The 25,314-nt window shown below is 67.7% G+C and carries 23 protein-coding genes; 14 read left to right on the top strand and 9 right to left on the bottom strand.

Features of this window, described 5'->3' with window-relative positions; translation table 11 throughout:
• The first annotated feature begins 57 nt into the window (after positions 1-57).
• The 8 genes from ACQI46_RS16255 (at position 58) to ACQI46_RS16220 (ending at position 10,325) form a co-directional block, all read left to right on the top strand.
• The gene (locus tag ACQI46_RS16255; RefSeq protein WP_427095085.1) at positions 58-843 is read left to right on the top strand and encodes an NUDIX hydrolase; all 786 of its coding nucleotides are present in this window, start codon (positions 58-60) and stop codon (positions 841-843) included.
• Entirely contained in the window at positions 840-3,227 is a 2,388-nt protein-coding gene (locus tag ACQI46_RS16250) for a DUF6049 family protein (protein ID WP_427095037.1), read from the top strand. The genes ACQI46_RS16255 and ACQI46_RS16250 overlap by 4 nt, the downstream gene beginning before the upstream one ends.
• Positions 3,169-6,657, top strand: coding sequence for a murein biosynthesis integral membrane protein MurJ (murJ, locus tag ACQI46_RS16245; RefSeq protein WP_427095036.1), 3,489 nt, complete (start codon positions 3,169-3,171; stop codon positions 6,655-6,657). The genes ACQI46_RS16250 and murJ overlap by 59 nt, the downstream gene beginning before the upstream one ends.
• A gap of 44 nt (positions 6,658-6,701) precedes the next feature.
• The gene (sigM, locus tag ACQI46_RS16240; RefSeq protein WP_427095035.1) at positions 6,702-7,274 is read left to right on the top strand and encodes an RNA polymerase sigma factor SigM; all 573 of its coding nucleotides are present in this window, start codon (positions 6,702-6,704) and stop codon (positions 7,272-7,274) included.
• Positions 7,275-7,338: 64 nt separating this feature from the next.
• Complete coding sequence (locus ACQI46_RS16235) at positions 7,339-7,611, top strand: hypothetical protein (RefSeq protein WP_427095034.1); 273 nt, start codon at positions 7,339-7,341, stop codon at positions 7,609-7,611.
• 90 nt (positions 7,612-7,701) lie between these two features.
• Complete coding sequence (gene trxB, locus ACQI46_RS16230) at positions 7,702-8,697, top strand: thioredoxin-disulfide reductase (RefSeq protein WP_427095033.1); 996 nt, start codon at positions 7,702-7,704, stop codon at positions 8,695-8,697.
• On the top strand, positions 8,694-9,023 hold the full coding sequence (gene trxA / locus ACQI46_RS16225) for a thioredoxin (protein ID WP_427095032.1): 330 nt from the start codon (positions 8,694-8,696) through the stop codon (positions 9,021-9,023). Before trxB ends, trxA begins: the two co-directional genes overlap by 4 nt.
• Positions 9,024-9,137: 114 nt before the next feature.
• Positions 9,138-10,325: an N-acetylmuramoyl-L-alanine amidase gene (locus ACQI46_RS16220; protein ID WP_427095031.1), complete on the top strand. Its 1,188-nt coding sequence runs from the start codon at positions 9,138-9,140 to the stop codon at positions 10,323-10,325.
• Here ACQI46_RS16220 and ACQI46_RS16215 read toward each other — a convergent pair.
• The 9 genes from ACQI46_RS16215 to rpmH all read right to left on the bottom strand — a co-directional run bounded on the left by ACQI46_RS16215 (position 10,289) and on the right by rpmH (position 16,547).
• Entirely contained in the window at positions 10,289-11,071 is a 783-nt protein-coding gene (locus ACQI46_RS16215; protein ID WP_427095030.1) for an acetyltransferase, read from the bottom strand. The two genes, ACQI46_RS16220 and ACQI46_RS16215, sit on opposite strands and share 37 nt — an antisense overlap.
• Before the next feature lie 217 nt (positions 11,072-11,288).
• Positions 11,289-12,284, bottom strand: coding sequence for a ParB/RepB/Spo0J family partition protein (locus ACQI46_RS16210; protein ID WP_427095029.1), 996 nt, complete (start codon positions 12,282-12,284; stop codon positions 11,289-11,291).
• Between the two features lie 37 nt (positions 12,285-12,321).
• A complete protein-coding gene (locus ACQI46_RS16205) occupies positions 12,322-13,254 on the bottom strand; it encodes an AAA family ATPase (RefSeq protein ID WP_427095084.1) in 933 nt (310 codons plus the stop codon).
• Positions 13,254-13,934 (bottom strand): 16S rRNA (guanine(527)-N(7))-methyltransferase RsmG, encoded by a 681-nt coding sequence (gene rsmG, locus ACQI46_RS16200; RefSeq protein WP_427095028.1) that lies wholly within the window; start codon positions 13,932-13,934, stop codon positions 13,254-13,256. Before rsmG ends, ACQI46_RS16205 begins: the two co-directional genes overlap by 1 nt.
• Before the next feature lie 52 nt (positions 13,935-13,986).
• Positions 13,987-14,532, bottom strand: a complete 546-nt coding sequence (locus ACQI46_RS16195; protein ID WP_427095027.1) for a protein jag — start codon at positions 14,530-14,532, stop codon at positions 13,987-13,989.
• Between the two features lie 35 nt (positions 14,533-14,567).
• On the bottom strand, positions 14,568-15,650 hold the full coding sequence (yidC, locus tag ACQI46_RS16190) for a membrane protein insertase YidC (RefSeq protein ID WP_427095083.1): 1,083 nt from the start codon (positions 15,648-15,650) through the stop codon (positions 14,568-14,570).
• 43 nt (positions 15,651-15,693) lie between these two features.
• Complete coding sequence (yidD, locus tag ACQI46_RS16185) at positions 15,694-16,023, bottom strand: membrane protein insertion efficiency factor YidD (protein WP_427095026.1); 330 nt, start codon at positions 16,021-16,023, stop codon at positions 15,694-15,696.
• On the bottom strand, positions 16,023-16,382 hold the full coding sequence (gene rnpA / locus ACQI46_RS16180; protein ID WP_427095025.1) for a ribonuclease P protein component: 360 nt from the start codon (positions 16,380-16,382) through the stop codon (positions 16,023-16,025). Before rnpA ends, yidD begins: the two co-directional genes overlap by 1 nt.
• Positions 16,383-16,403: 21 nt before the next feature.
• Positions 16,404-16,547, bottom strand: coding sequence for a 50S ribosomal protein L34 (rpmH, locus tag ACQI46_RS16175; RefSeq protein ID WP_014818477.1), 144 nt, complete (start codon positions 16,545-16,547; stop codon positions 16,404-16,406).
• A 610-nt stretch (positions 16,548-17,157) separates the two neighbouring features.
• Here rpmH and dnaA point away from each other — a divergent pair.
• The 6 genes from dnaA (at position 17,158) to gyrB (ending at position 25,289) form a co-directional block, all read left to right on the top strand.
• Positions 17,158-18,624 (top strand): chromosomal replication initiator protein DnaA, encoded by a 1,467-nt coding sequence (dnaA, locus tag ACQI46_RS16170; RefSeq protein WP_427095024.1) that lies wholly within the window; start codon positions 17,158-17,160, stop codon positions 18,622-18,624.
• 556 nt (positions 18,625-19,180) lie between these two features.
• A complete protein-coding gene (gene dnaN / locus ACQI46_RS16165) occupies positions 19,181-20,380 on the top strand; it encodes a DNA polymerase III subunit beta (protein WP_427095023.1) in 1,200 nt (399 codons plus the stop codon).
• Positions 20,381-20,411: 31 nt separating this feature from the next.
• Positions 20,412-21,305 carry a phosphogluconate dehydrogenase (NAD(+)-dependent, decarboxylating) gene (gene gnd, locus ACQI46_RS16160; protein ID WP_427095022.1) on the top strand — a complete coding sequence of 298 codons (894 nt, stop codon included), beginning with the start codon at positions 20,412-20,414 and terminating at the stop codon, positions 21,303-21,305.
• Between the two features lie 12 nt (positions 21,306-21,317).
• Positions 21,318-22,478: a DNA replication/repair protein RecF gene (recF, locus tag ACQI46_RS16155; RefSeq protein ID WP_427095021.1), complete on the top strand. Its 1,161-nt coding sequence runs from the start codon at positions 21,318-21,320 to the stop codon at positions 22,476-22,478.
• Entirely contained in the window at positions 22,475-23,047 is a 573-nt protein-coding gene (locus ACQI46_RS16150) for a DUF721 family protein (protein ID WP_427095020.1), read from the top strand. The genes recF and ACQI46_RS16150 overlap by 4 nt, the downstream gene beginning before the upstream one ends.
• Positions 23,048-23,258: 211 nt before the next feature.
• Positions 23,259-25,289 (top strand): DNA topoisomerase (ATP-hydrolyzing) subunit B, encoded by a 2,031-nt coding sequence (gene gyrB, locus ACQI46_RS16145; protein ID WP_427095019.1) that lies wholly within the window; start codon positions 23,259-23,261, stop codon positions 25,287-25,289.
• Positions 25,290-25,314 lie beyond the last annotated feature (25 nt).

Here is a 25,314-nt window from a genome sequence, read left to right as displayed (position 1 = left end):
GTCACCGACCGGCGAGTGGGACGTAGACAGGCGTTCATGCCAGCTAATATCGCTGAGGTGTCGGAAGGCGAGCAGCCCAGAGCACGCCGGCGCCGAGGGCGGCGGCGCGGTCGGCGGGCGGCAGGAGCGCCTTCGGTCGGTGCCGACCAGCACCGGACGCAGAGTCAGCCCGCAGCGTCCAGTGCCACCGACGAGCAGAAGTCCCACTCCCCCAAACCGCAGAAGGCCCGGCCCCGCCGACCGTCCGACCGCCTGCGCACGGTGCACGAGACCTCGGCCGGCGGCCTGGTGATCGACGGTCTCGACGGCCCCAAGGAGCGGCAGGTCGCCGCGCTGATCGGTCGCCTCGACCGGCGCGGCCGCATGCTGTGGTCGTTGCCCAAGGGCCACATCGAGATGGGTGAGACCGCCGAACAGACCGCGATCCGCGAGGTCGCCGAGGAGACCGGAATCCGCGGCGACGTGCTCGCCGCGCTCGGCAGCATCGACTACTGGTTCGTCACCGAGGGCCGCCGCGTGCACAAGACCGTGCACCATTACCTGATGCGCTTCCGCGGTGGAGAACTGTGCGACGAGGACGTCGAGGTCAGCGAGGTGGCCTGGGTACCGGTCACCGAGCTGCCGTCCCGGCTGGCCTACGCCGACGAACGGCGCCTCGCCGAAGTTGCCGACGAACTGATCGCCAAATTGCACGCCGAAGGCCCCGGCGCACTGCCCCCGCTCCCGCGCAGCACGCCGCGGCGGCGCGGGCAGACGCACTCGCATGCGCGCAACGGCAAGCCCGACAGCACCGCTGCACCTCAAACCGGCCGGCGGACGAACGGCTGCGGTCAAGGACCGTGAGGGGGCTGCTCGCGCGACTGCTCGTTGCGGTCGTCGCGCTGCTGTTGGCGGTCGCGCCGACGGTGGGCGCCCCGCATGCCGCGGCGCAACCGGGCGTCAAGCAGTTTCTGCAGATCGACATCGACAGCGTCTCCCCCGACATCGTCACCACGACCAGCGACCCGCTGGTCACGGTCACCGGCACCATCCGCAACGTCGGTGACCGGTCCGTCCGCGACGTCGTGGTGCGTCTCGAGCGCGCCGACCCGGTTCGCGCGTCGACCGCGCTGCGGACCGAACTGACCGGCAACGTCGACCAGTACCAGCCGGTCGCCGACTTCATCACGATCGCACCGGAACTCACGCGCGGCCAGGAGGTGCCGTTCCGGCTGGCGTACCCGCTGCGCTCGACGGAGCAGTCGCTCGACGTGCAGGAGCCCGGGGTGTACCCGGTGATGGTCAACGTCAACGGCACCCCCGACTACGGCGCCCCGGCCCGGCTCGACGACTCCCGGTTCCTGCTGCCCGTGATCGGAGTGCCGCCCGACGACGCCGAATCGAGCACCCTCGACGCGACCGTCGCGCCCGACACCACCAGCCCCGTCGCGACGACGCTGCTGTGGCCGTTGGCCGATCGGCCCCGGCTGGCCGCCGGTGCGCCGGGAGGCACCACCCCGGTCCGGCTCATCGACGACGACCTCGCAACGTCGTTGGCTCCGGGCGGGCGCCTGGACACCATGCTCAGTGCCATCGACTTCGCGACCAGCCGAGAAGTGGACCCGGGCGGCGAGCTGACCCGCGCGGTATGCCTGGCCGTCGACCCGGATCTGCTGGTCACCGTCAACGCGATGACCACCGGCTATGTCGTCAACGACAGCTCCGACTCCGGTCGCGGCACCGCGACCCACCCCGGCACCGCACAGCAGGCCGCGATCGACTGGCTGGCCCGGCTGCGCGCCGTGGCGGCGCGGCTGTGCGTGACGCCGACGACGTACGCGCAAGCCGACCTCGACGCACTGCACCGGGTCGGTGACCCCGGTCTGGCCCGCATCGCCACCAGCGGCTCCGCCGACATCGTCGACCAGATCCTCGGCATCCCCTCCATGCGGGGGGTCAGCATCGTCGGCGACGGACCGATGACCGGACCGACGGTGGAACTGCTGTCGGCGCAGGGGCCGAGCGTGGCGATCGGGGCCGCCGAGTTGGCGCGCGACCAGGACGGCGACCGGGTCGCCCCGGAGACCGCGACCGTCGATCCGGTGCGGTTCACCCCGAATCTGGTGGCCGTGCCGTTCGATCCGGCGGTCGGTGCCGCGCTGGCCGGCCTCGGCCGGTCCCCGGAGTCGCCGTCGTATCTGAGCGCCGCGCTGGACACCCCGCTCAAACAGGACTCCCCGGTGGCCCGCCGCCAGGACGCGCTCGGCGCGCTGCTGTGGCAGAGCCTCAACCCGGACGTCACGCCGCGCACGCAACTGCTGGTGCCGCCCGGCATGTGGGACCTGACCGCCGACGATGCGGCCGCGGTGCTCAGCGCGGTGCGCACGTCGATTCGGGCCGGCCTGGCCACGCCCCGCTCGCTGCGCGCGGTCATCGACGAGGCCGCCGCGGTGCACGGCACCGCTCCCCTGCCGCCGACATCGCCGCCCAACCCGCGCGGCCGGTTCGACGATGCCGTGGTGTCGGGCATCGCCGCGACCACGGGCCGGTTGTGGGGTCTGACCGCCGCGCTGACCACCGACGAGCGCACCGGCCTGACCGGTGTCAGCTATACCGCGCCGCTGCGGGAGGACCTGCTGCGCGCGCTGAGCCTGTCGGTGCCGCCGAATGCGCGCGGCGGGCTGGCTCAGCAGCGGCTGACGACGGTGAGCACCACCGTCGAGGACCTGTTCAACGCAGTGACCATCGTGAACCCGGGCGGCTCCTACACCCTGGCCACCGAGCGCAGCCCGCTGCCGCTGGCGTTGCGCAACGACCTGCCGGTGCCGATCCGGGTGCGCCTGGAGATCGACGCCCCGCCCGGCATGACCGTGACCGACATGGGCGAGATCGTCCTGCCGCCGGGCTTCCTGCCCATCAAGGTGCCGATCGAGGTGCACTTCACGCAACGGGTGGCCGTCGACGTGGCGCTGCGCACCGCCAACGGATTGCCGCTGGGCGAGGCCGCACGCCTGTCGGTGCACTCCAACGCCTACGGCAAGGTGCTGTTCATCATCACGCTGACCGGCGGCGCGGTGCTGGTGCTGCTGGTCGGGCGACGGTTGTGGCACCGGTTCCGCGGTCAACCCGACCCGGCCGACCTGGACCGGCCCGACCCCATCGAGGTCGCGCTGGCCTTCGAACACGACGATGCGGACAACACCCCGCGCCGCCGCACCACCACCTCCACGGGAGGCGGCAGTGACTGACCCGGTCCGACCCGCCGCCGGTGCGGCGGAGGCCCAGCCCGGCGCGGGCGCGGCGCAAGTCCGCGAGGAACTCTCCGACCGCGCAGTCGTGTCGCGCTCCTGGGGCATGGCGATCGCCACCCTGGTCAGCCGCCTCACCGGTTTCGCCCGGATCGTGCTGCTGGCCGCGATCCTGGGTGCGGCGCTGACGAGTGCGTTCACCGTCGCCAACCAGTTGCCGAACCTGATCGCGGCGCTGGTGCTGGAGGCCACGTTCACCGCGATCTTCGTGCCGGTGCTGGCGCGCGCCGAGCGCGACGACCCCGACGGCGGCGCGGCGTTCGTGCGGCGGCTGATGACGTTGGCCACCACGCTGCTGCTGGCGGTCACGGTGATCTCCACGCTCGCCGCGCCTGCGCTGGTGAACCTCATGCTCGGTTCCGACCCGCTGGTGAACCGGCCGCTGACCACGGCGTTCGCGTATCTGCTGCTGCCGCAGATCATCTTCTACGGTCTGTCGTCGGTGTTCATGGCGATCCTGAACACCCGCAACATCTTCGGGCCCCCGGCGTGGGCGCCGGTGGTCAACAACGTGGTGGCCATCCTGACACTGGCGCTGTATCTGATCGTGCCGGGCGAGCTCTCGATCGACCCGGTCGAGATGGGCAACGCGAAGCTGCTGGTGCTGGGCATCGGCACCACACTCGGCGTGGTCGCCCAGGCTGCGGTGCTGTTCGTCGCGATCCGGCGGGAACGGATCAGCCTGCGGCCGCTGTGGGGCATCGACGCGCGTCTGAAGAAGTTCGCGATGATGGCGCTGGCGATGGTGCTCTACGTGCTGATCAGCCAGGTCGGTTTGATCGTCGGCAACCAGATCGCCGCCGGGGCGGCCGCCTCCGGCCCGGCCATCTACAACTACACCTGGCTGGTGCTGCAGCTGCCATTCGGCATCATCGGCGTCACCGTGCTGACCGTGGTGATGCCCCGGCTGTCCCGCAACGCTGCGGCCGCTGACGGTCCCGCGGTCCTGGCCGACCTGTCGCTGGCCACCCGGCTGACCATGGTGACGCTGATCCCCGTCGTCGCGGTGATGACCGTCGGCGGGCCGGCCATCGGCACCGCGCTGTTCGCCTACGGGAACTTCGGCGCCGTCGACGCCGGGTACCTCGGCATGGCGATCACGTTGTCGGCGTTCACCCTGATCCCGTATGCGCTGGTCCTGCTGCAGCTGCGGGTCTTCTACGCCCGCGAGGAGCCGTGGACCCCGATTGCGCTCATCGTCGTCATCACGATCGTCAAGATCGCCGCGTCGCTGGCCGCCCCGCACATGACCGACGACCCGGACCTGGTCGCCGGCTACCTCGGACTCGCCAACGGGCTGGGCTTCCTGGCCGGCGCCACCGTGGGCTACGTTCTGCTGCGCAACCGGCTCAACCCGCCCGACGGGCGGCTGATCAGCCTCGACGTGATCCGCACCGTGCTGGTCACCATCGCCGCGTCGCTGACGGCCGGACTGGTCGCCTATGTCGTCGACGAGCTCGCCGGCCTCGATGCGCTGACCGAGGCGTGGGGAGGTGTCGGCTCGCTGCTGCGGCTGACGCTGCTGGGGCTGGTGATGGCGCCGATCCTCGCCGCGGTGCTGTTGGCCGCCAAGGTGCCCGAGGCGACGGCTGTCGTGGACGCGATCCGCAGCAGATTGGGCCGGCGCCCGGCGACCGCCATTGCGCAGAACCCCCGCGGAACCCTCACGTACCCTGAGCTACACCCCGACCGGAGGCGGAAAGGACCTGCCGTGAGCGACGAACACGCCGGCGGCTCTGCACCGAGCCCGGAGACCGAGCGCTTGACGTCTCCCACCCCGGGTGCGCACCCCGATCGGCCGTCGGCTGACGACTTCCAACCCGACGTCCCGCCCACCGAGGTGATGCCCGCAGCACCCGCCCAGGGCCTCGACGTCGCGCCCGGCAACGAGGAACCACACCTGATCCCCGGCGCCACGCTGGCCAACGGCCGCTACCGGCTGCTGGTGTTCCACGGCGGCCCCGAACACCTGCAGTTCTGGCAGGCGCTCGACACCGCGCTGGACCGACAGGTGGCGTTGACGTTCGTGGATCCCGACGGCGCGCTGCCGGCCGCGCGGGTGCAGGGCATCCTCGATCGCACCGAGCGGCTGGGCAACATCGACATGCCCGGCGTGGCGCGGGTGCTCGACGTCCTGCCCATCACCACCGGCGGGCTGGTGGTCTCGGAGTGGATTCGCGGGGGCTCGCTGGCCGAGGTCGCCGAGACCGCGCCGTCCCCGATCGGCGGGGCACGGGCGATCCAGTCGCTGGCCGCGGTCGCCGAGGTCGCCCACCGCAACGGGGTGGCGCTGTCGGTGGACCATCCCAGCCGCATTCGCGTCAGCATCGACGGTGACGTCGCGCTCGCGTTCCCCGCCACCATGCCCGACGCCACCCCCGAAGACGACATCCGCGGGATCGGCGCCGCCCTGTACGCCCTGCTGGTCAACCGCTGGCCCCTCCCGGAAACCGGGGCGCCGAGCGGGTTGGCACCGGCCGAACTCGACCCCGCCGGCCAGCCCGCCGAGCCGCGCAGCATCGACCGCGACATTCCGTTCCAGATCTCGGCGGCCGCCGCGCACGCCGTCCAGGAGAACGGCGGTATCCGCAGCGCCCCCACGCTGCTGAACCTGCTCCAGCAGGCCACCGCGATCGCCGACCGCACCGACCACATCGCGCCCGTCGACGACAATGCCGCCGCCGCGGCACCCGCATGGACCGAGGAACCCGACCCCGAGGCCGAGGCGCGCCGCCGCAAAGGCCTGATCATCGGGCTCACCGTCGGGGCGGCCGTCGTGATCATCGCGGTGGTGCTGCTGGCCACCGTGCTGAGCCGGATCTTCGGTGACGTCGGCGACGGCCTGGGCGGTGACGCGCTGGGCCTCAACGCGCCGTCGTCGGTGCAGGACCAGGACGAGCAGCCCACCCGTGCCACCGGCTCGGAGATCAAACCTGTTGGGGTGACGGTGTTTTCGCCCGGCGGCGGCGCCGACGCACCCGAGTTGGCCGACCTTGCGATCGACGGTGACTCCTCGACGGTGTGGCCCACCGACACGTACTCCGACGCGACGCCGTTCCCCAACTTCAAGAGCGGGGTCGGGTTGCTGCTGGAGCTTGCCGAGCCGGCCGCCCTGGGGTCGGTCACGATCGACCTGAACAGCACGGGCACCGCGGTGCAGATCCGCTCCTCGTCGAGCGCTTCGCCGTCGTCGCTGGACTCCACCACCGCGTTGACCGAGCCCACCACGCTCAAGCCGGGCTCGAACACCATCGAGATCGAGGACGCCGAGCCGACGTCGAATGTGCTGGTGTGGATCACCACGTTGGGCCAGGTCGACGGAGAGAGCCGGACCGACATCGCCGAGATCGAGCTCAACGCCGCCTCGTAAAACTGGTGTCAGGGCGCCCCCCGCGGCGCGGTTAGTGTTCGGCTGTGGGCATCTTCGGGGGACGGCAGAACGGGCGGCCGCGCAGCGACGGGGAACTGCTCGCGGCGCACGTCGACGGTGACCGGTACGCGTTCGAGGAGCTGTTCCACCGCCATCACCGGCAGCTCTATCGCCTGGCGGTGCTGACCAGCGACAACCCGCACGACGCGGCGGACGCGCTGCAGGACGCGCTGTTGGCGGCCCACCGCGCCGCCGCCACGTTCCGCCACGACTCGGCGGTCAGCAGCTGGCTGTACCGCATCGTGGTCAATGCGTGCCTGGACCGGTTGCGCCGCAACAAGTTCCACGGCGGTGAACAGCTCGACGAAGTCACCCTGCTGACCGGTGACCCGACCGCGCGGGTCGACACCGCGCTGACCGTGCACCACGCGTTGATGCGGCTGCCCGTCGAGCAGCGCGCCGCGGTGGTCGCGGTCGACATGCAGGGCTACTCGGTGGCCGAGACGGCCCGCCTGCTGGGCGTCGCCGAAGGCACCGTCAAGAGTCGGTGCGCACGGGCCCGCACCAAGTTGGCGGTCGCGTTGCAGTACTTCGCCCTGGACGCTGCCGCCGAGTGAGTCCCCGTCGCCGGCTCGGATATCCTGGCGAACCGATCGTGGTGGACGACCGACGGGGTGGGCGATGGACAGCGGTGCTGTGCCGGATCCGGTCGCGCCGCCGACCCCAGAGCTGCTGGCCGACCTGCAGGCCGGTCTCCTCGACGACGTGACGGCGGCTCACGTCCGCCGCATGGTTCGTGCCGACCCCCACGCTGCCCACACGCTGGCCGGCCTCGATGCTGCCCGCCGCGCCGTGGCTGACCTGGCCGCCGACGAGGCGCCCGACGTGCCCGCCGAGGTGGTTGCGCGCGTCGCCGCGGCGCTGCGCCGCGCCGGCAAAGAACAGAACCCGTGATGCGCCGGGTATCTGGACAGGAACACACCGGCCTACCCTGGTGTTAACCAAGCGGATGGCTTCCCACTCGCCGCCGGCAGAAAGGTGCTCATGACTTCCCCCACCCCCGTTCACGACCTGATCATCATCGGCTCGGGCCCGGCCGGCTACACCGCGGCCATCTACGCCGCGCGCGCCCAGCTCAACCCCCTGGTTTTCGAGGGCAGCCAGTTCGGCGGTGCGCTGATGACGACCACCGAGGTCGAGAACTACCCCGGCTTCCGGGAGGGCATCCAGGGCCCCGAACTCATGGATCAGATGCGTGAGCAGGCGCTGCGCTTCGGCGCCGACCTGCGCATGGAGGACGTCGACGCCGTGGATCTGACCGGACCGGTCAAGACCGTCACCGTCGGCGACGAGACCCATCAGGCCCGCGCGGTGATCCTGGCCATGGGCGCTGCCGCTCGCCAGCTGGGTGTACCGGGTGAGAAGGACCTCACCGGGATGGGTGTGAGCACGTGCGCCACCTGCGACGGCTTCTTCTTCCGCGACCAGGACATCGTGGTCGTCGGTGGCGGGGACTCGGCGATGGAGGAAGCCACGTTCCTGACGCGGTTCGCCCGCAGCGTCACGCTGATCCACCGCCGCGACGAGTTCCGTGCCTCCAAGATCATGCTCGAGCGCGCCCAGAACAACGAGAAGATCACCTTCCTGGTCAACACCGAGATCACCGCGATCGAAGGCGACCCGAAAGTCACCGGTGTCCGGATCCGCAACACCGTCACCGGTGAGGAGTCGGCGCTCGAGGTCACCGGTGTGTTCGTCGCCGTCGGCCACGATCCCCGCTCGGAACTGGTCCGCGACCAGATCGCGGTCGACGACGCCGGGTATGTCCAAGTGCAGGGCCGCACCACCTACACCTCGGTCGAAGGTGTCTTCGCCGCAGGCGATCTCGTCGATCACACCTACCGGCAGGCGATCACTGCGGCCGGAAGTGGTTGTGCCGCATCCATCGACGCTGAGCGATGGCTGGCCGAGCATGCCGCGCCGGGTGAAAGAACCTCCACCACAACGGATGACAGCGACTTGATAGGAGCGCAGCAGTGAGCGAAGCCAAGACGGTCACCGTGACCGACGACTCGTTCTCCGAGGACGTGCTGTCCAGCAGCAGCCCGGTGCTCGTGGACTTCTGGGCCACCTGGTGCGGGCCGTGCAAGATGGTCGCGCCGGTACTCGAGGAGATCGCCGCCGAGAAGTCCGACGTGCTGCGGGTGGCCAAGCTCGACGTGGACGAGAACCCCGCGACCGCGCGCGACTTCCAGGTCGTGTCGATCCCCACGATGATCCTGTTCAAGGACGGCCAGCCGGTGAAACGCATCGTCGGGGCGAAAGGCAAAGCGGCGCTGCTGCGCGAGATCGGCGACGTGCTCTGACGGCGACGAGACCGGTCGGACACCTGTCCGATACCCCGTCGTGCCCATATTCGACAACCGTGTTGGGCCTGGGGTTTTACGGATTTCTGTTGGCTGTCTGAGACAATCAGGATCATGTCGAGTCTGCGTCGCGGTGACCGCGGGGGGGCGGTCACCGAGATCCGGGCCGCACTGGCCGCGCTCGGCATGATCGACGATGTCGAATCTGACCTGACAACCGGAAAGCGCGTCGCCGTCGACCTGTTCGACGACGAGCTCGACCACGCCGTGCGCGCGTTCCAGCAGCATCGCGGCCTGCTCGTCGACGGCATCGTCGGCGAGGCCACCTTCCGGGCGCTCAAAGAAGCCTCCTACCGCCTGGGCGCCCGCGTGCTCAATCACCAGTTCGGAGCGCCGATGTACGGCGACGACGTCGCCACGCTGCAGGCGCGCCTACAGGACCTCGGTTTCTACACCGGCCTGGTTGATGGGCATTTCGGCCTGCAGACCCACAACGCGCTGATGTCCTACCAGCGCGAGTACGGTCTGTATCCGGACGGCATCTGCGGTCCGGAGACGTTGCGCTCGTTGTACTTTCTGGGATCGCGCGTCACCGGCGGCTCGCCGCACGCGATCCGCGAGGAGGAGCTGGTTCGCAGTTCGGGACCACGTCTGTCCGGGAAGCGGATCATCATCGATCCGGGTCACGGCGGCGACGACCACGGCATGATCATGAACGGCCCCAACGGTCCGATCAGCGAGGCCGAGATCCTGTGGGATCTGGCCAGTCGGCTCGAGGGCCGCATGACCGCGATCGGCATGGACACCTTCCTGTCTCGGTCGGTGCACACCGCGCCCACCGACGCCGAACGCGCCGCGACCGCCAACACCGTCGGCGCGGATCTGATGATCAGCTTGCGTTGTGAGACCCAGACGAGTCCGGCCGCCAGCGGGGTGGCGTCGTTCCACTTCGGCAACTCGCACGGCTCGGTGTCCACGATCGGGCGCAATCTGGCCGACTTCATCCAGCGTGAAGTGGTGGCGCGCACCGGATTACGGGACTGTCGGGTTCATGGACGCACCTGGGATCTGCTCCGGCTGACCCGGATGCCGACCGTGCAGGTCGACGTCGGCTACATCAGCAACCCGGACGATCGCGCCACCCTGGTGTCACCGTCGGCGCGTGACGCGATCGCCGAGGGCATCCTGGCCGCCGTCAAGCGGCTCTATCTGCTCGGCAAAAACGACCGTCCCACAGGGACTTTCACGTTCGCCGAGCTGTTGGCTCACGAATTGGCCGTCGAGCAGGCCCGCCGCAACTGATTGTGCACCCCGGCGCCGGCTCCCACCGGTTGCTCCAGTTGCGCGCTGAGCAGCAGCTGTTCCAAGGCCTTCTCGACGCCGGCCTTCCAGCCCAGCCCCTGCTCGAGTTCCAGTCGTAGCCGCGGGAAGTACCTGTGGTGTGACACGATCTCGAAACCCGCGTCCAACAACAGATCACTGGCCAGGACGCAGTTGCCCACCGCGCAGTCGCCCAACGCCTCGAGGACCGGTCGGACGTCATCGGACACCGCGCCCGCCCCGTCCAACTCGACGACTTCGGCGGATCGGCCGAACGCTTCCAACGCCCGCACCCCTCGGCTGACGAGGTCCCCCACCACCGCGGTGATCAGTGTGCGCGAAAGACCTTCGAGATCCTCCTGGCGCTCGACGCCGAGAGTGGTCAACAGCACGGCATCGGCGCTCACGGGCCCGGTCGGGAATCGACTTGCCCGAGGGACGGTGCGGGGCGGCGCGTAGAAGACGTACCCGAGACACGGTTCGTCGTCGGGGTCGCGACCGTCGTCGAGGTCGTCGGAACCGGGGCGGGTGTGCACGGCGAGCTGGCCGCACGAGCCCCACTCGAGCATGACCATCGACAGCCATGCTTCTTTCTCGAACTCCGGGTCAGCCAGGTGATCGTCGCCGCCGACTGTGGTCGGGTCGACCTCCCAGTACGTGCACCGTCGCGCGTGCTTGGGCAGCTGCTCGAATGCCTCGAGCCGAAGAGGCGTGATGCGTGCGGTCACTACGCTCCCGGGTGTCTTCGCCGCGCCGAACGGTGCGGCTGCCTCTCCAGAATAGAAGCCGGGCGCAAGTGGGGGCGGTTCGGCGGCCGGTTCACCCGGCGATTCGCTTCCGATGATGAATTCTGTTGCGCTTCAGCACCTTTGCCCGTCGGCCAGTGACCGCGCGTCCGATCGCCGGCGAGCGTGTCACAGTGACGTAATTCCCCGGTGTGATCGGTCACGGCTTCGACGCGTTCATCAACTCGACAATGCGCTGCAGATCGTCCACCGAGCCGAACTCGACGACGATCTTGCCTTTGCGCTTCCCCAGACTCACGGTGACCCGGGTGTCGAAGGCCGTCGACAGCTGCTCGGCGACATCCTGGAGGCCCGGCATCTGGATCGGCTTGCGACGCGGCGCGGGCGGGGCGGTGGCGCCCTCCCGATTGGCCAACGTCACGGCCTCCTCGGTGGCCCGCACCGACAGACCTTCGGCCACGATGCGTGCCGCGAGCTCTTCCTGCGCGTCCGGCCCGGCCTCGAGGGAGAGCAGCGCGCGTGCGTGCCCGGCGGACAGGACGCCCGCCGCCACCCGGCGCTGCACCGCGATCGGCAGACGCAGCAGCCGGATCATGTTGGTGATCACCGGGCGTGACCGCCCGATCCGCGAGGCCAGTTCGTCGTGGGTGACTCCGAACTCGTCGAGCAGCTGCTGGTATGCCGCCGCTTCTTCGAGCGGGTTGAGTTGCACGCGGTGGATGTTCTCCAGCAGCGCGTCGCGCAGCATGCTGTCGTCGGCTGTCTCGCGCACGATGGCCGGGATGGTCGCCACGCCGGCTTCCTGGGAAGCGCGCCAACGCCGCTCCCCCATCACCAGCTGGTAGCGCGGACGGTCCGGTTCACCGTCGGCGGCGGGCAGCGCCCGCACCACGATCGGCTGCATGAGCCCGAACTCCTTGATCGAGTGGACGAGTTCGGACAGGGCTTCCTCGTCGAACACCTGCCGGGGTTGTCGTGGGTTCGGCTCGATCTGCGACGGGGGGATTTCCCGGTAGACCGCGCCGACCTCGTTGTCCGCCGGCCCCATCCGTCCGCCACCGAGGACGACGTCCGCCGCCGCGTCACCCATACGGGGTCCGGTGGTCGCCCGCTCCCCCTCTTCGGCGGGACCGGTCGGGATCAGCGACGCCAGACCGCGTCCGAGTCCACTCCGCTTACGCGCCGGGTTGTTCATCGATGCCCTCTTCCCTTCGCCGCAACACTGCTGCCGCTCAACGCTCGCGCTCCCCCGTGCCACGTGAAGCCAGTTCGCGGCTGGCGTCCAGATAGCTCATGGCGCCGCGCGAACCGGGGTCGTAGTCGATGATCGTCATCCCGTAGCCGGGGGCCTCCGAGACCTTCACGCTGCGGGGGATCACCGTCCGCAACACCTTGTCCCCGAAATGGGCCCGCACGTCCGACGCCACCTGGTCGGCGAGCTTGGTACGCCCGTCGTACATCGTCAGCACCACGGTGGTGACGTCCAACTCGGGGTTCAGGTGTGCCTTGACCATCTCGATGTTGCGCAGCAGCTGCCCCACACCCTCGAGGGCGTAGTACTCGCACTGGATCGGGATCAGCACTTCCGGTGCGGCGACGAGTGCGTTGATGGTGAGCAGCCCGAGTGACGGTGGGCAGTCGATGAAGACGTAGTGGAAGTCGTAGTTCTTCAGCTCGGCGAGCGCGTTCCGGAGCCGACCTTCCCGGGCGACCATGCTGACGAGTTCGATCTCGGCACCGGCCAGATCGATGGTGGCCGGCACACAGTAGAGGCGTTCATTGTGGGGGCTCTGCTGCAATGCCTCTTCGAGCGGGATCTCGCCAAGGAGTACCTCGTACGACGACGGCGTCCCGGGCCGGTGCTCGATACCGAGCGCGGTGCTCGCGTTGCCCTGGGGGTCCAGATCGATGACCAACGTGGGGGCACCTTGGAGCGCGAGCGCCGCGGCGATGTTGACCGCCGTCGTGGTCTTGCCGACTCCGCCCTTCTGGTTGGCGATGGTGAAGACCCGCTGGCGCGGCGGCTTCGGAAGATCCCCCTGCGTCGCCGCATGAATGAGCCGTACCGCACGTTCCGCCTCGGCGCCGATGGGTGTATCCACATCCTGTGCGCTCCAGGTTTCACGTGAAACATCGGGGGCGCCCGCGTTGCCGGGACCTGACATCACCCGCGTCTCCTTCCCGGCTGCCGTGGCGCCGACTTCTTCTCCAATGACCCTATGACGACAGTCGCCGGCGGGTCGACGTAATCCACGCCGCACTCGACGACATGCACATCACCGAACCGCGCCTTCGTGAGTGCCCGCCGATGCGCAGCCATCTCCTCCGCGGCGCGCTCGCCCTTCATCGCAACCATCCGTCCCCCGACACGCAAAAGGGGGGCGCTCCACGCGGCGATCTTGTCGAGCGACGCGACCGCTCGCGAGACCACTGCATCCAACTCGCCGACATTGTCGCGTACCGCACGGTCCTCCGCGCGTCCGCGAACGACCGTGCAGCTGATGCCCAGCAATTCGATCGTCTCCCGGAGGAACTCGCTGCGCCGCAGCAGCGGCTCGATGAGCGTCACCTCGATATCGGGGCGTGCCAAGGCCAGCGGTATCCCGGGCAGGCCCGCCCCACTGCCGATGTCGGCGATCCGTTCCGACGCGGTGAACAACTCGCCCAGCACGGCACTGTTCAGGATGTGCCGTACCCACAACCGGTCAACTTCTCGCGGGCCCAACAGTCCACGTTCGACACCGGCACCCGCCAGGATCTCCGCGTACCGGACGACGACGTCAGCGCGGTCGCCGAACACGTCGGGGACCGCCGGCGGCGGGGGCGGCACGTCCGCACGTTTCACGTGAAACATCCTCCATCGAACGCGCCGGCAAGGAACTACATGTATGTAACTCTCAGTCGATCAGGACGACGACGCGACGCGACGGCTCCACGCCCTCGCTCTCGCTGTGTACGCCGTCCACCGCGGCCACCGCGTCGTGAACGATCTTGCGCTCGAACGGCGTCATCGGCGCCAGTTCCTCACGTTCGCCGGTCTCCAGCACGCGGTGGGCCACCTTCTGGCCCAACGCCGCCAGCTCGTCGCGACGACGCTTACGCCACTGCGCGATGTCCAGCATGAGCCGCGAACGCTCGCCCGTCTTCTGGTGCACAGCCAGCCGCGTCAACTCCTGTAGCGCGTCGAGCACCTCCCCCTTGCGGCCCACGAGCTTGTTCAGGTCGGTACCGCCGTCGATGCTGACGACCGCTCGGTCGCCCTCGACGTCGAGGTCGATATCCCCGTCGAAGTCCAGCAGATCCAACAACTCCTCGAGATAGTCGCCGGCGATCTCGCCCTCGGCAACCAACCTCTCTTCGAGATCGTCTCCAGCTGTCGCCGCGGCGCCCTCGGCGTCGACGCGCTCGTCCTCGTTGCGTTCAGTGGTCTCGGTGTCGGTCATGTCTACCTCTTTCTTGTCCGCGGACGAACCGCGTGTCAACGCTTCTTCTTCTTCTTCGGGCTCGCGCCGGGTCTGGGCGTGCGGTTCACCGCCGTCTTCGCAGCCCCGGGATTGCCTGATTTCTGTGCACCGTTTTGGGTCTTCGCCGCCGGCGGCTCCCCCGTGCCGACCGCAGGCTTGCCGTCTTCGACAGCCGCTGCGTCGTCAGTGGTCGCTTCGGTCGCATCACCGGGGGCGCTCGCAGGGGTACCGCTCTTCTTCTTCCGGCTCGGCTTGCTGCCGGGAGCGGGAGCATTGGCAGCGCGGCGCTCGAGCGCCTCCTGCTTCTTGAGCTCTTCTTCCTTCTCGATCTTGCCGAACACGTAGTGCTGCTGACCGAAGGTCCAGATGTTGTTGGCGAGCCAGTACATGATGACCGCGAGCGGCAGGAAGGGTCCGCCGACGACGACGCCGAGCGGGAACACGTACAGCGCCAGCTTGTTCATCAACGCGGTCTGCGGGTTGGCCGCCGCCTCAGGGCTCTGTCGGGCGACCGACGCGCGGCTGTTGAAGTAGGTCGCGATGCCCGCCAGGATCATGATCGGCACACCGACGGCGACCACGGCCGGCCGATGGAACTCGGTGAACGCGTCCAGTCCGTGCTGCTGGATCATCGTCGCGCTCAGTGGCGCACCGAACAGGTTCGCGTCGAGGAAGTTGCCGACGTCGGTGGCGCTGAAGAAGTAGTTGCCGAGGCTGCGGTTCTCCTCCACCGACAACCCCAGGCGACCGATGCCGGTCTGCGTCCGGTTGAACGACATCAGCACGTGGTAGAGGCCGAGGAACACCGGGATCTGCGCCAACATCGGTAGGCAGCCGAGGACCGGGTTGAATCCGTGTTCGCGCTGAAGCTTCTGCATCTCCAGCGCCATGCGCTGCCGGTCCTTGCCGTACTTCTTCTGCAGCGCCTTGATCTGCGGCTGCAGTTCCTGCATCTGCCGGGTGGTCCGGATCTGGCGGACGAACGGCTTGTAGAGGATGGCGCGCAGTGTGAACACCAGGAACATCACCGACAGCGCCCAGGCGAAGAAGTTCGACGGACCCAGCAAGAACGCGAAGATCTTGTACCAGACCCACATGATGCCCGACACCGGGTAGTAGATGATGTCGAGGCTGAAGAAGTTAAACACCCAGTTGACTCTTCTCTTGAGTTATCGGTCGGTTCGGGTCTTGGGCACCGTCTTGCGGCCTGGCACAACCACATTCGGTCATTGCGTCACTGTGACCATCGCGCTCGGGAATCGGATCCCATCCTCCGTTGTGCCATGGCCCGCATTTGAGCAGACGCACGAGGGCCAGCCAGGTACCGCGCCACAGGCCGAACGCGGTGAGCGCCTCGACCGCGTACTGACTGCACGTGGGCGTGAACCGACACGTCGGCAGCCGCAACGGCGAAATCGTGTGGCGGTAGAGCTGGATCAGATAGATGACCGCGCGAACAGGTCGAGACATCACGACACGGCTCCTTGACGCTGACGGATCCGGCGCAGCGCGGTGCGGAATTGCTGTTCGAGACGCGGCGACACCGCGTCACGGCTGCCGGGTAGCGCCCGGATGACGACACGGTCGGCAGGGTCGAGTTCGGAAAGAACGGACCGGGCAACGTGGCGCAGCCGTCGGGACACGCGATGACGTTGCACCGCATTGCCCACGGCTTTGGAGACGACCAGGCCGATCCTCGGTCCGGGTTCGCCGGGTGCGTCAGAACGCAAGGTGTAGACGACAAGGTCGGGCTGTGCCGCCCGCACCCCCCGACTGACTGTGGCTCCGAACTCGGTCGACCGTGTCATCCGGTGTTGGGCCGGAAGCACCGCGTCAGACCTTGGACCGGGTCACGCAGTCAGTGAACGACGGCCCTTGCGGCGACGATCGGACACGATCGCGCGGCCGGCACGGGTGCGCATCCGCAACCGGAACCCATGCACACGCGCGCGGCGGCGGTTGTTGGGCTGGAAGGTTCGCTTGCCCTTGGCCACGACAGTCACTCCTTGTTGAGTCTGGCCCCCGCGCGTCCGGGCGCCGATGTTCGGCGCTCGTCACGCGATCGGCCGTTGTTAAGCTCGTCCGTCTCGCACTTGTTAGCCGGCGCGGTCCCCCGAGGACCGGGTCGCAGCCGTATCGCCACGTGCGGGCGACTGTTCGAGGGTACTGACGAGTTTTCCCTGGGTCAAACCTGGCCGCAGAGCCGCCCGCCCACGTCACCGGCCATTGCGTCCGAGCCGTCACCGCACGTCAGGATCATCACAGATGTCACTGGCGTCACGTTCGTCAAGACCTCTTGAGCCATACCACATTCCGCTTCCCTGCAATGTTGCCGAACTGTTGGCACTCGGAGAGAAAACTGTTAGCTTCTGGCAGAGCCGATTCCTCACGGAGCGGCGCAAGACAACGAAGCGAGGATCCGACTCCGCCGCGAGCCCACTGAATGCAACAGATCTGTGAGAAGCTCCGGCACACGGTGTCCCCGCCGATAGACGACAGAACGACGACGACGTCAGTGTATCCACAGCTTGTGGATAACTTTGTGGACAGTTCGTCGGCGTTCACTTGGCCGCTCTACGATGGCCGGCGAGGGGGTGCTTGTCGATGACGGCTGACCCCGACCCACCGTTCGTTTCCATTTGGAACAACGTCGTCGCCGAACTCAACGGATCTCTGACTCCACAGCAACGTGCCTGGCTCAAGCTGGTCCAACCGTTGGTGATCACCGAAGGGTTCGCGCTGCTGTCCGTGCCGACCCCGTTCGTCCAGAACGAAATCGAACGTCACCTGCGCGAACCGATCATCGCCGCGCTCAGCCGTCAGCTGGGCCAACGGGTCGAGCTGGGAGTCCGCATCGCCGATCCCCCGGCGGTGCCGGCCGATCAGAACGGTCACACGCCGCCGGCCGCCGACACCGAGACAGCAGACGCCGGCGAAGACCTCGTCGACGACGACCTCGCCGCGCGTGCCAGCGCCGAGGCGAACTGGCCCGGCTATCTGTCCAATCGCGCCAAGAGCGCCGATGAGGACGACCCGACCGCGATCAATCTGAACCGGCGCTACACCTTCGAGACCTTCGTCATCGGTGCGTCCAACCGGTTCGCCCATGCGGCGTCGCTGGCCATCGCCGAAGCGCCCGCCCGCGCGTACAACCCACTGTTCATCTGGGGTGAGTCCGGACTCGGCAAAACTCACCTGCTGCACGCCGCGGGCAACTACGCCCAACGCCTCTTTCCCGGTATGCGCGTCAAGTACGTGTCCACCGAGGAATTCACCAACGACTTCATCAACTCCCTACGCGACGATCGCCGCGCGTCGTTCAAACGCACCTACCGCGACATCGACGTGCTGCTCGTCGACGACATCCAGTTCATCGAAGGCAAGGACGGAATCCAGGAGGAGTTCTTCCACACCTTCAACACGCTGCACAACGCGAACAAGCAGATCGTGATCTCCTCGGACCGGCCGCCCAAGCAGCTCGCAACGCTGGAAGACCGTCTCCGAACCCGCTTCGAGTGGGGTCTGATCACCGATGTGCAGCCGCCGGAGCTGGAGACGCGCATCGCGATCCTGCGCAAGAAGGCGCAGATGGACAGCCTCGACGTTCCCGACGACGTGCTCGAGTTGATCGCGAGCCGGATCGAGCGCAACATCCGCGAACTCGAGGGCGCGCTGATCCGGGTCACGGCATTCGCGTCGCTGAACAAGACGATGATCGACAAGTCGCTGGCCGAGATCGTGCTGCGCGACCTGATCTCGGATCCGTCGACCATGCAGATCAGCACCGCGGCGATCATGGCGGCCACCGCCGAGTACTTCGAGACCAGCGTCGACGAACTTCGCGGCCCCGGTAAGACGCGTGCGCTGGCCCAGGCCCGGCAGATCGCGATGTACCTGTGCCGCGAGTTGACCGATCTGTCCCTGCCGAAGATCGGCCAGGCGTTCGGGCGCGACCACACCACGGTCATGTACGCGGAGAAGAAGATTCGCGCCGAGATGGCCGAACGCCGCGAGATCTTCGACCACGTCAAAGAATTGACCACTCGCATCCGTCAGCGCGCCAAGCGCTGACCCTCTGCACCCCACTGCCCGGTTCCGTTGCGGCGTGTCGCGCCGTCGATCGGTCGGCGCGTCGTCTTCTCGCGCGAAAAACTCTGGTCTCGCCCGCCACAACCATCACAGGCGTGGTTGTGCACGACCTGTGGACAACCTGCCGATGAACTACCGGGAAACTGCAGTCGTCGTCCCCAACCGGTAGTTCATCCCCACCCCCGTCGAAACCGTGCCGAGGCTCTCCCCAGCCCACCCACAACCCCTCGGTGCCCCTGGCCTGCGGAAAGCAGCCGTTATCCCCAGCGTGCACAACGCCTATTACTACTACTTTTCTCTATCTCTAGATTTCTTCTAGAAGAAGGCTGTTGGGGAAAGACGAATCACAGGGCCCCCGGCCGCCCGGAGCGGCCCACCTGTCGGCCCTGTCGTTTAGCTTTCAGATTGGCCCGCGACGATCTACGGTGGTTCATCGACAGCCGTTCCGGTCGTCGCGGCACGCCCCGAGCGGCGGTAGCCTGCGATTCCGGGGATCTGCTGCAAGAGGCTTATCGGCGTGTTGCATCGAAGGGACGCTATGGACGTGGCGACGACAACGGCAGGTCTGACCGATCTGAAATTTCGGCTGACCCGCGAAGATTTCGCCGATGCAGTCGCCTGGGTGGCACGCAACCTGCCGTCCCGTCCGACGGTTCCCGTGCTGGCCGGCGTTCTGCTCACCGGCTCCGACGAGGGACTGACGATCTCCGGTTTCGACTACGAAGTGTCGGCCGAAGTCCAGATCCCCGCCGAAATCGCTTCTCCGGGAAGCGTTTTGGTTTCGGGGCGGCTCCTGTCCGACATCGTCCGGTCGCTGCCGTCCAAGCCTGTCGACGTCAGTGTCGAAGGCACCCGTGTGGCGCTGACCTGCGGAAGCGCGCGATTCTCGCTGCCGACGATGGCGGTCGAGGATTACCCGACGCTGCCCACCCTGCCCGACGAGACCGGTGTGATCTCGGCCGACCTCTTCGCTGAGGCGATCGGCCAGGTCGCCGTCGCGGCCGGCCGCGACGACACGCTGCCGATGCTCACCGGCATCCGCGTCGAGATCGCCGGGGAGAAGGTCGTTCTCGCTGCCACCGACCGGTTCCGGCTCGCGGTCCGGGAGTTGACCTGGTCGACGTCGTCCCCCGGCGTGGAAGCCGCGGTACTGGTACCGGCCAAGACTCTGGCCGAAGCAGCGCGCGCGGGGACCGACGGCACCGAGGTGCACCTGGCACTCGGCGCGGGGCCATCGGTGGGCAAGGAGGGCCTGCTCGGCATTCGCAGCAAGGGCAAGCGCTCCACCACCCGGCTGTTGGATGCCGAGTTCCCGAAGTTCCGCCAACTGCTGCCCACGGAACACACGGCGGTGGCCACCGTCGGTGTGGCCGAGCTCACCGAGGCGATCAAGCGCGTGGCGCTCGTCGCCGACCGCGGCGCGCAGGTGCGCATGGAATTCGCCGACGACGTGCTGCACCTGTCGGCCGGTGCCGACGATGTCGGTCGCGCCGAGGAAGACCTGCAGGTGCAATTCTCTGGCGACCCGCTGACCATCGCGTTCAACCCGACCTATCTCACCGACGGACTCGGATCGCTGCATTCCGAACGTGTCACGTTCGGGTTCACCACCCCGAGCCGGCCTGCGGTGCTGCGCCCGGCGGGCGAGAATGACGTCGACACCAGCGGCAGCGGCCCCTACCCGGCCGCGCAGACCGACTACGTGTATCTCTTGATGCCGGTCCGCCTGCCCGGCTGACCGTCCTCGGACTCGAACAGGAGGCGCAGACATGCAGGTAGGTCTGGTCGGCCTGGGCAAAATGGGATTCAACATGCGGTCCCGGCTGCGCGACGCCGGGCACGACGTCGTCGGCTTCGATCCCCGGCCAGAAGTGTCCGACGTGGGCTCCCTGGACGATCTGGCCGCCGCCCTGACCGCGCCGCGGGTGGTGTGGGTGATGGTGCCGTCAGGGACCGTCACGCATGAGACCATCGAGAGTCTTGCGCGCATCCTCGGCCCGGGAGATCTGGTGATCGACGGTGGCAACTCGCGCTACACCGAGGACCAGCCGCACGCGAAACTCTTGTCCGACAACGGCATTGCCTTCATCGATGCGGGTGTTTCCGGGGGTGTCTGGGGCCTGACCGAGGGTTACGGACTGATGGTGGGTGGCAGCGAGGACGACGTCGCCCGGGCCATGCCGATCTTCGACGCGTTGCGGCCGCCCGGTCCGGTCGAGGACGGGTTCGTCCATGTCGGGCCGGTGGGAGCCGGTCACTTCGCCAAGATGGTGCACAACGGTGTCGAGTACGCACTGATGACCGCCTACGCCGAGGGCTACGAGATGCTTGCGGCCGAACCCCTGGTCAACGATCCGCAGGCGGTCTACCAAGCCTGGACCAACGGCACGGTGGTGCGCTCGTGGCTGCAGCAGCTGCTGGCCAAAGCTTTGCGCGAGGACCCCGGGCTGGCCGCGATCAGCGGGTACACCGAGGACTCCGGCGAAGGCCGCTGGACCGTCGAGGAAGCCATCCGGCTACGGGTGCCGGTGCCGAGTATCGCAGCTTCGCTTTTTGCCAGATTCCTTTCCCGCCAAGACGATTCGCCGACGATGAAGGCCGTTGCCGCGCTGCGCAACCAGTTCGGTGGACATGCGGTCAAACGCATCAGTGAGTCGGGATGACGGAGTGACGCGGTGCATGTTCGCCAGCTCACGCTGACCGACTTCCGTTCCTGGCCCCGGCTGGAGCTGGCGCTGGAACCCGGACGCACGGTGTTCGTCGGGCCCAACGGCTTCGGTAAAACGAATATCGTTGAAGCACTGTGGTATTCGTCGACACTGTCATCACATCGGGTCGCTACGGATGCGCCGCTGATCCGCGCCGGCGCCGATCGCGCCATCGTGTCGACCATCGTCGTCAACGACGGTCGAGAGCTCGCCGTCGACGTGGACATCACCGCCGGACGGGCCAACAAAGCGCGGCTGAACCGCTCCCCCGTGCGCTCGGCCCGAGAAATTCTCGGTGTGCTGCGCGCGGTGTTGTTCGCCCCCGAAGACCTGGCGCTGGTGCGCGGAGACCCCGGCGAACGACGTAAATTCCTTGATGAGCTGGCCACCACGCGTCGTCCCCGAATCGCCGCGATGCGAAGCGATTACGACAAAGTGGTGCGTCAACGTACCGCACTGCTCAAGACCGCGTCCGCGGCTCGGTTCCGCGGGGACCGCTCGGCCCTGGAGACCCTCGATGTGTGGGACGGACACTTGGCCGCACATGGGGCGCAGCTGATCGCGGCCCGCGTGGAGCTGGTGAACGCGCTGGCGCCTGAAGTGGAGAAGGCCTACCAATTGCTCGCACCGGCGTCGCGCCCGGCGGCGATCCGCTATCGCAGCGGCGTGGACGTCGTCGAGGCCGAGGCGGCGGTGGGCACAGTCGATGCGGAAGTGTTCGAGGCGGGTCTGTTGGATGCGCTGAGTCGACGCCGCGACGCGGAGCTGGAACGCGGGGTGTGTCTGGTCGGGCCGCACCGCGACGACTTGGAACTCAGACTCGGCGACCAGGTCGCCAAGGGTTTCGCCAGTCATGGTGAATCATGGTCCATGGCCCTGGCGCTGCGACTGGCTTCCTACGAACTGCTCCGAGCGGAGGGAGGTGACCCGGTGCTGTTGCTCGATGACGTGTTCGCCGAGCTCGACAGCGCGCGCCGCCAAGCCCTCGCGCAGGTCGCCGCATCCGCCGAACAGGTGTTGGTCACGGCTGCGGTCGATGACGACATCCCGTCGGACTGGGATGCCCGACGCGTCCGCATCGAGATGACCGACAGCGATTCCGGCCGGATCTCTCAGGTGCGCGCATGACCGACGCCGACGACGACACCGTCGAACCCACCGGTCCGCCCGCTCACCTGGCCGGGCTGAAGGGCATGGACCTGGTCCGCCGCACCCTGGAGGAGGCCCGGGGTGCCGCGCGCGTGCAGGGCAAGGAGGTCGGCCGCGGCCGCACGTCGGCGCCGCCGCCGCGGCGTACCCCGGGTGGGGGTCGTCGCCGGTGGTCCGGGCCGGGTCCCGACGCTCGGGATCCGCAGCCGCTGGGCGCTCTGACCAGTGACCTGGCGCGCAGCCGCGGCTGGTCGGCGAAAGTCGCCGAAGGCGCGGTGTTCGGACGGTGGCGCGAGGTGGTCGGCGACCAGATCGCTGACCACGCGGCGCCGAAGTCCCTGCACGAGGGCGTGTTGACGGTCACGGCGGAATCTACGGCGTGGGCTACCCAGTTACGTATGGTGCAGGCCCAGCTGCTGGCCAAGATCGCTGCCGCGGTCGGGGACGGTGTGGTGACGTCGTTGAAGATCGTGGGCCCGGTCGGTCCGTCCTGGCGCAAGGGTCGATACAGCGTGCCGGGCCGCGGACCGCGCGACACGTATGGCTGATCTGATTCCCTGAGAGTCGCCAGGATGGTTCTGAATACCACCCACGCCGTCAAGACCTATCCCTATCCGCGAAAATCGACGCACGGCGCGATCAGGTATGAAGAAACGTGTCCACAGAGTGGGTCCTGACGGTCTGAGCCGGTAGACTGGTGTCAGATCCGCGAGCGGCATGTCGCCGCTTGCCTGCGAACCCCAAGGAGACGCGTCCAACGTGGCTGCCCAGAAGAAGAACGCTCCCAGCGAGTATGGCGCCGATGCGATCAAGGTGCTCGAGGGACTGGAGGCGGTTCGTAAACGTCCGGGCATGTACATCGGTTCCACCGGTGAACGCGGCCTGCATCACTTGATCTGGGAAGTCGTTGACAACGCGGTGGACGAGGCGATGGCCGGCTACGCCAGCAAGGTCGACGTGCGACTCCTCGCGAACGGAGGTGTCCAGGTCACCGACGACGGCCGCGGCATTCCGGTCGAGACGCACAAAACCCAGAAGATCCCGACCATCGATGTCGTGATGACGGTGCTGCACGCCGGCGGCAAGTTCGAAGAAGGCGCCTACCAGGTGTCCGGCGGTCTGCACGGTGTCGGCGTCTCCGTGGTCAACGCGCTGTCCAGCCGGCTGGAGGCCGACGTCCGCCGAGACGGGCACGAGTGGTTCCAGACCTACGACCGTTCGGTGCCCGGCACCCTGCGTAAGGGTGAGCCGACCAAGGAGACCGGCACCACCATCCGGTTCTGGGCCGATCCGGACATCTTCGAGACCACCACCTACGACTTCGAGACCATCGCGCGTCGCCTCCAGGAAATGGCGTTCCTGAACAAGGGCCTGACCATCGAGCTGACCGACGAGCGCGTCACCCCCGACGAAGTCGTCGACGACGTGGTCAGTGATCAGGCCGAGGCACCCAAGAGCGCCGAGGAGAAGGCCGCTGAGGCCGCGGCGCCGGTCAAGGTGAAGCACCGGGTGTTCCACTACCCCGGCGGCCTGGTGGATTTCGTCAAGCACATCAACCGCACCAAGAACTCGATCCAGCCCAGCGTCATCGACTTCGAAGGCAAGGGCACCGGCCACGAGGTCGAGGTCGCGATGCAGTGGAACGCCGGCTATTCCGAGTCGGTGCATACGTTCGCCAACACGATCAACACGCACGAAGGCGGCACCCACGAAGAGGGCTTCCGTGCCGCGCTGACCACCGTGGTGAACAAGTACGCCAAAGACAAGAAGCTGCTCAAGGAAAAGGACCCCAACCTCACCGGCGACGACATCCGCGAAGGCCTGGCCGCGGTGATCTCGGTGAAGGTCCAGCAGCCCCAGTTCGAGGGCCAGACCAAGACCAAACTCGGCAACACCGAGGTCAAGTCGTTCGTGCAGAAGATCTGCAACGAGCAGCTCACCCACTGGTTCGAGGCCAACCCGGCCGAAGCCAAAACCGTTGTGAACAAGGCGGTGTCGTCCGCGCAGGCCCGGATCGCCGCGCGAAAGGCACGCGAGCTGGTGCGCCGCAAGAGCGCCACCGACATCGGCGGCCTGCCCGGCAAGCTCGCCGACTGCCGCTCCACCGACCCGACCAAGTCGGAACTCTATGTGGTGGAGGGTGATTCGGCCGGCGGCTCGGCCAAGAGCGGCCGGGACTCGATGTTCCAGGCCATCCTGCCGCTGCGCGGCAAGATCATCAACGTCGAGAAGGCGCGCATCGACCGCGTGCTGAAGAACACCGAAGTCCAGGCCATCATCACCGCGTTGGGCACCGGCATCCACGACGAGTTCGACATCTCCAAGCTGCGCTACCACAAGATCGTGCTGATGGCCGACGCCGATGTCGACGGCCAGCACATCTCGACGCTGCTCCTGACGCTGTTGTTCCGGTTCATGAAGCCACTGGTGGAAAACGGGCACATCTTCTTGGCGCAGCCGCCGCTGTACAAGCTCAAATGGCAGCGCAGCGAACCGGAGTTCGCCTACTCCGACCGGGAACGCGACGGGCTGCTCGAGGCCGGGAAGAAGGCCGGCAAGAAGATCAACATGGACGACGGCATCCAGCGTTACAAGGGTCTCGGCGAGATGGACGCCAAAGAATTGTGGGAGACCACGATGGATCCGTCGGTGCGCGTATTGCGTCAGGTGACGCTTGATGACGCTGCCGCTGCGGACGAGCTGTTCTCGATCCTGATGGGCGAGGACGTCGAAGCACGCCGCAGCTTCATCACCCGCAACGCGAAAGACGTGCGTTTCCTGGACGTTTAACGACGTCCGACGACTGGCTGCCTAC

This window comes from Mycobacterium sp. SMC-4 (genome assembly GCF_050205565.1).
GTDB lineage: Bacteria > Actinomycetota > Actinomycetes > Mycobacteriales > Mycobacteriaceae > Mycobacterium.
The sequence above is the reverse complement of the archived record's forward strand: the minus strand, read 5'-3'. Positions and strand labels throughout refer to the sequence as shown.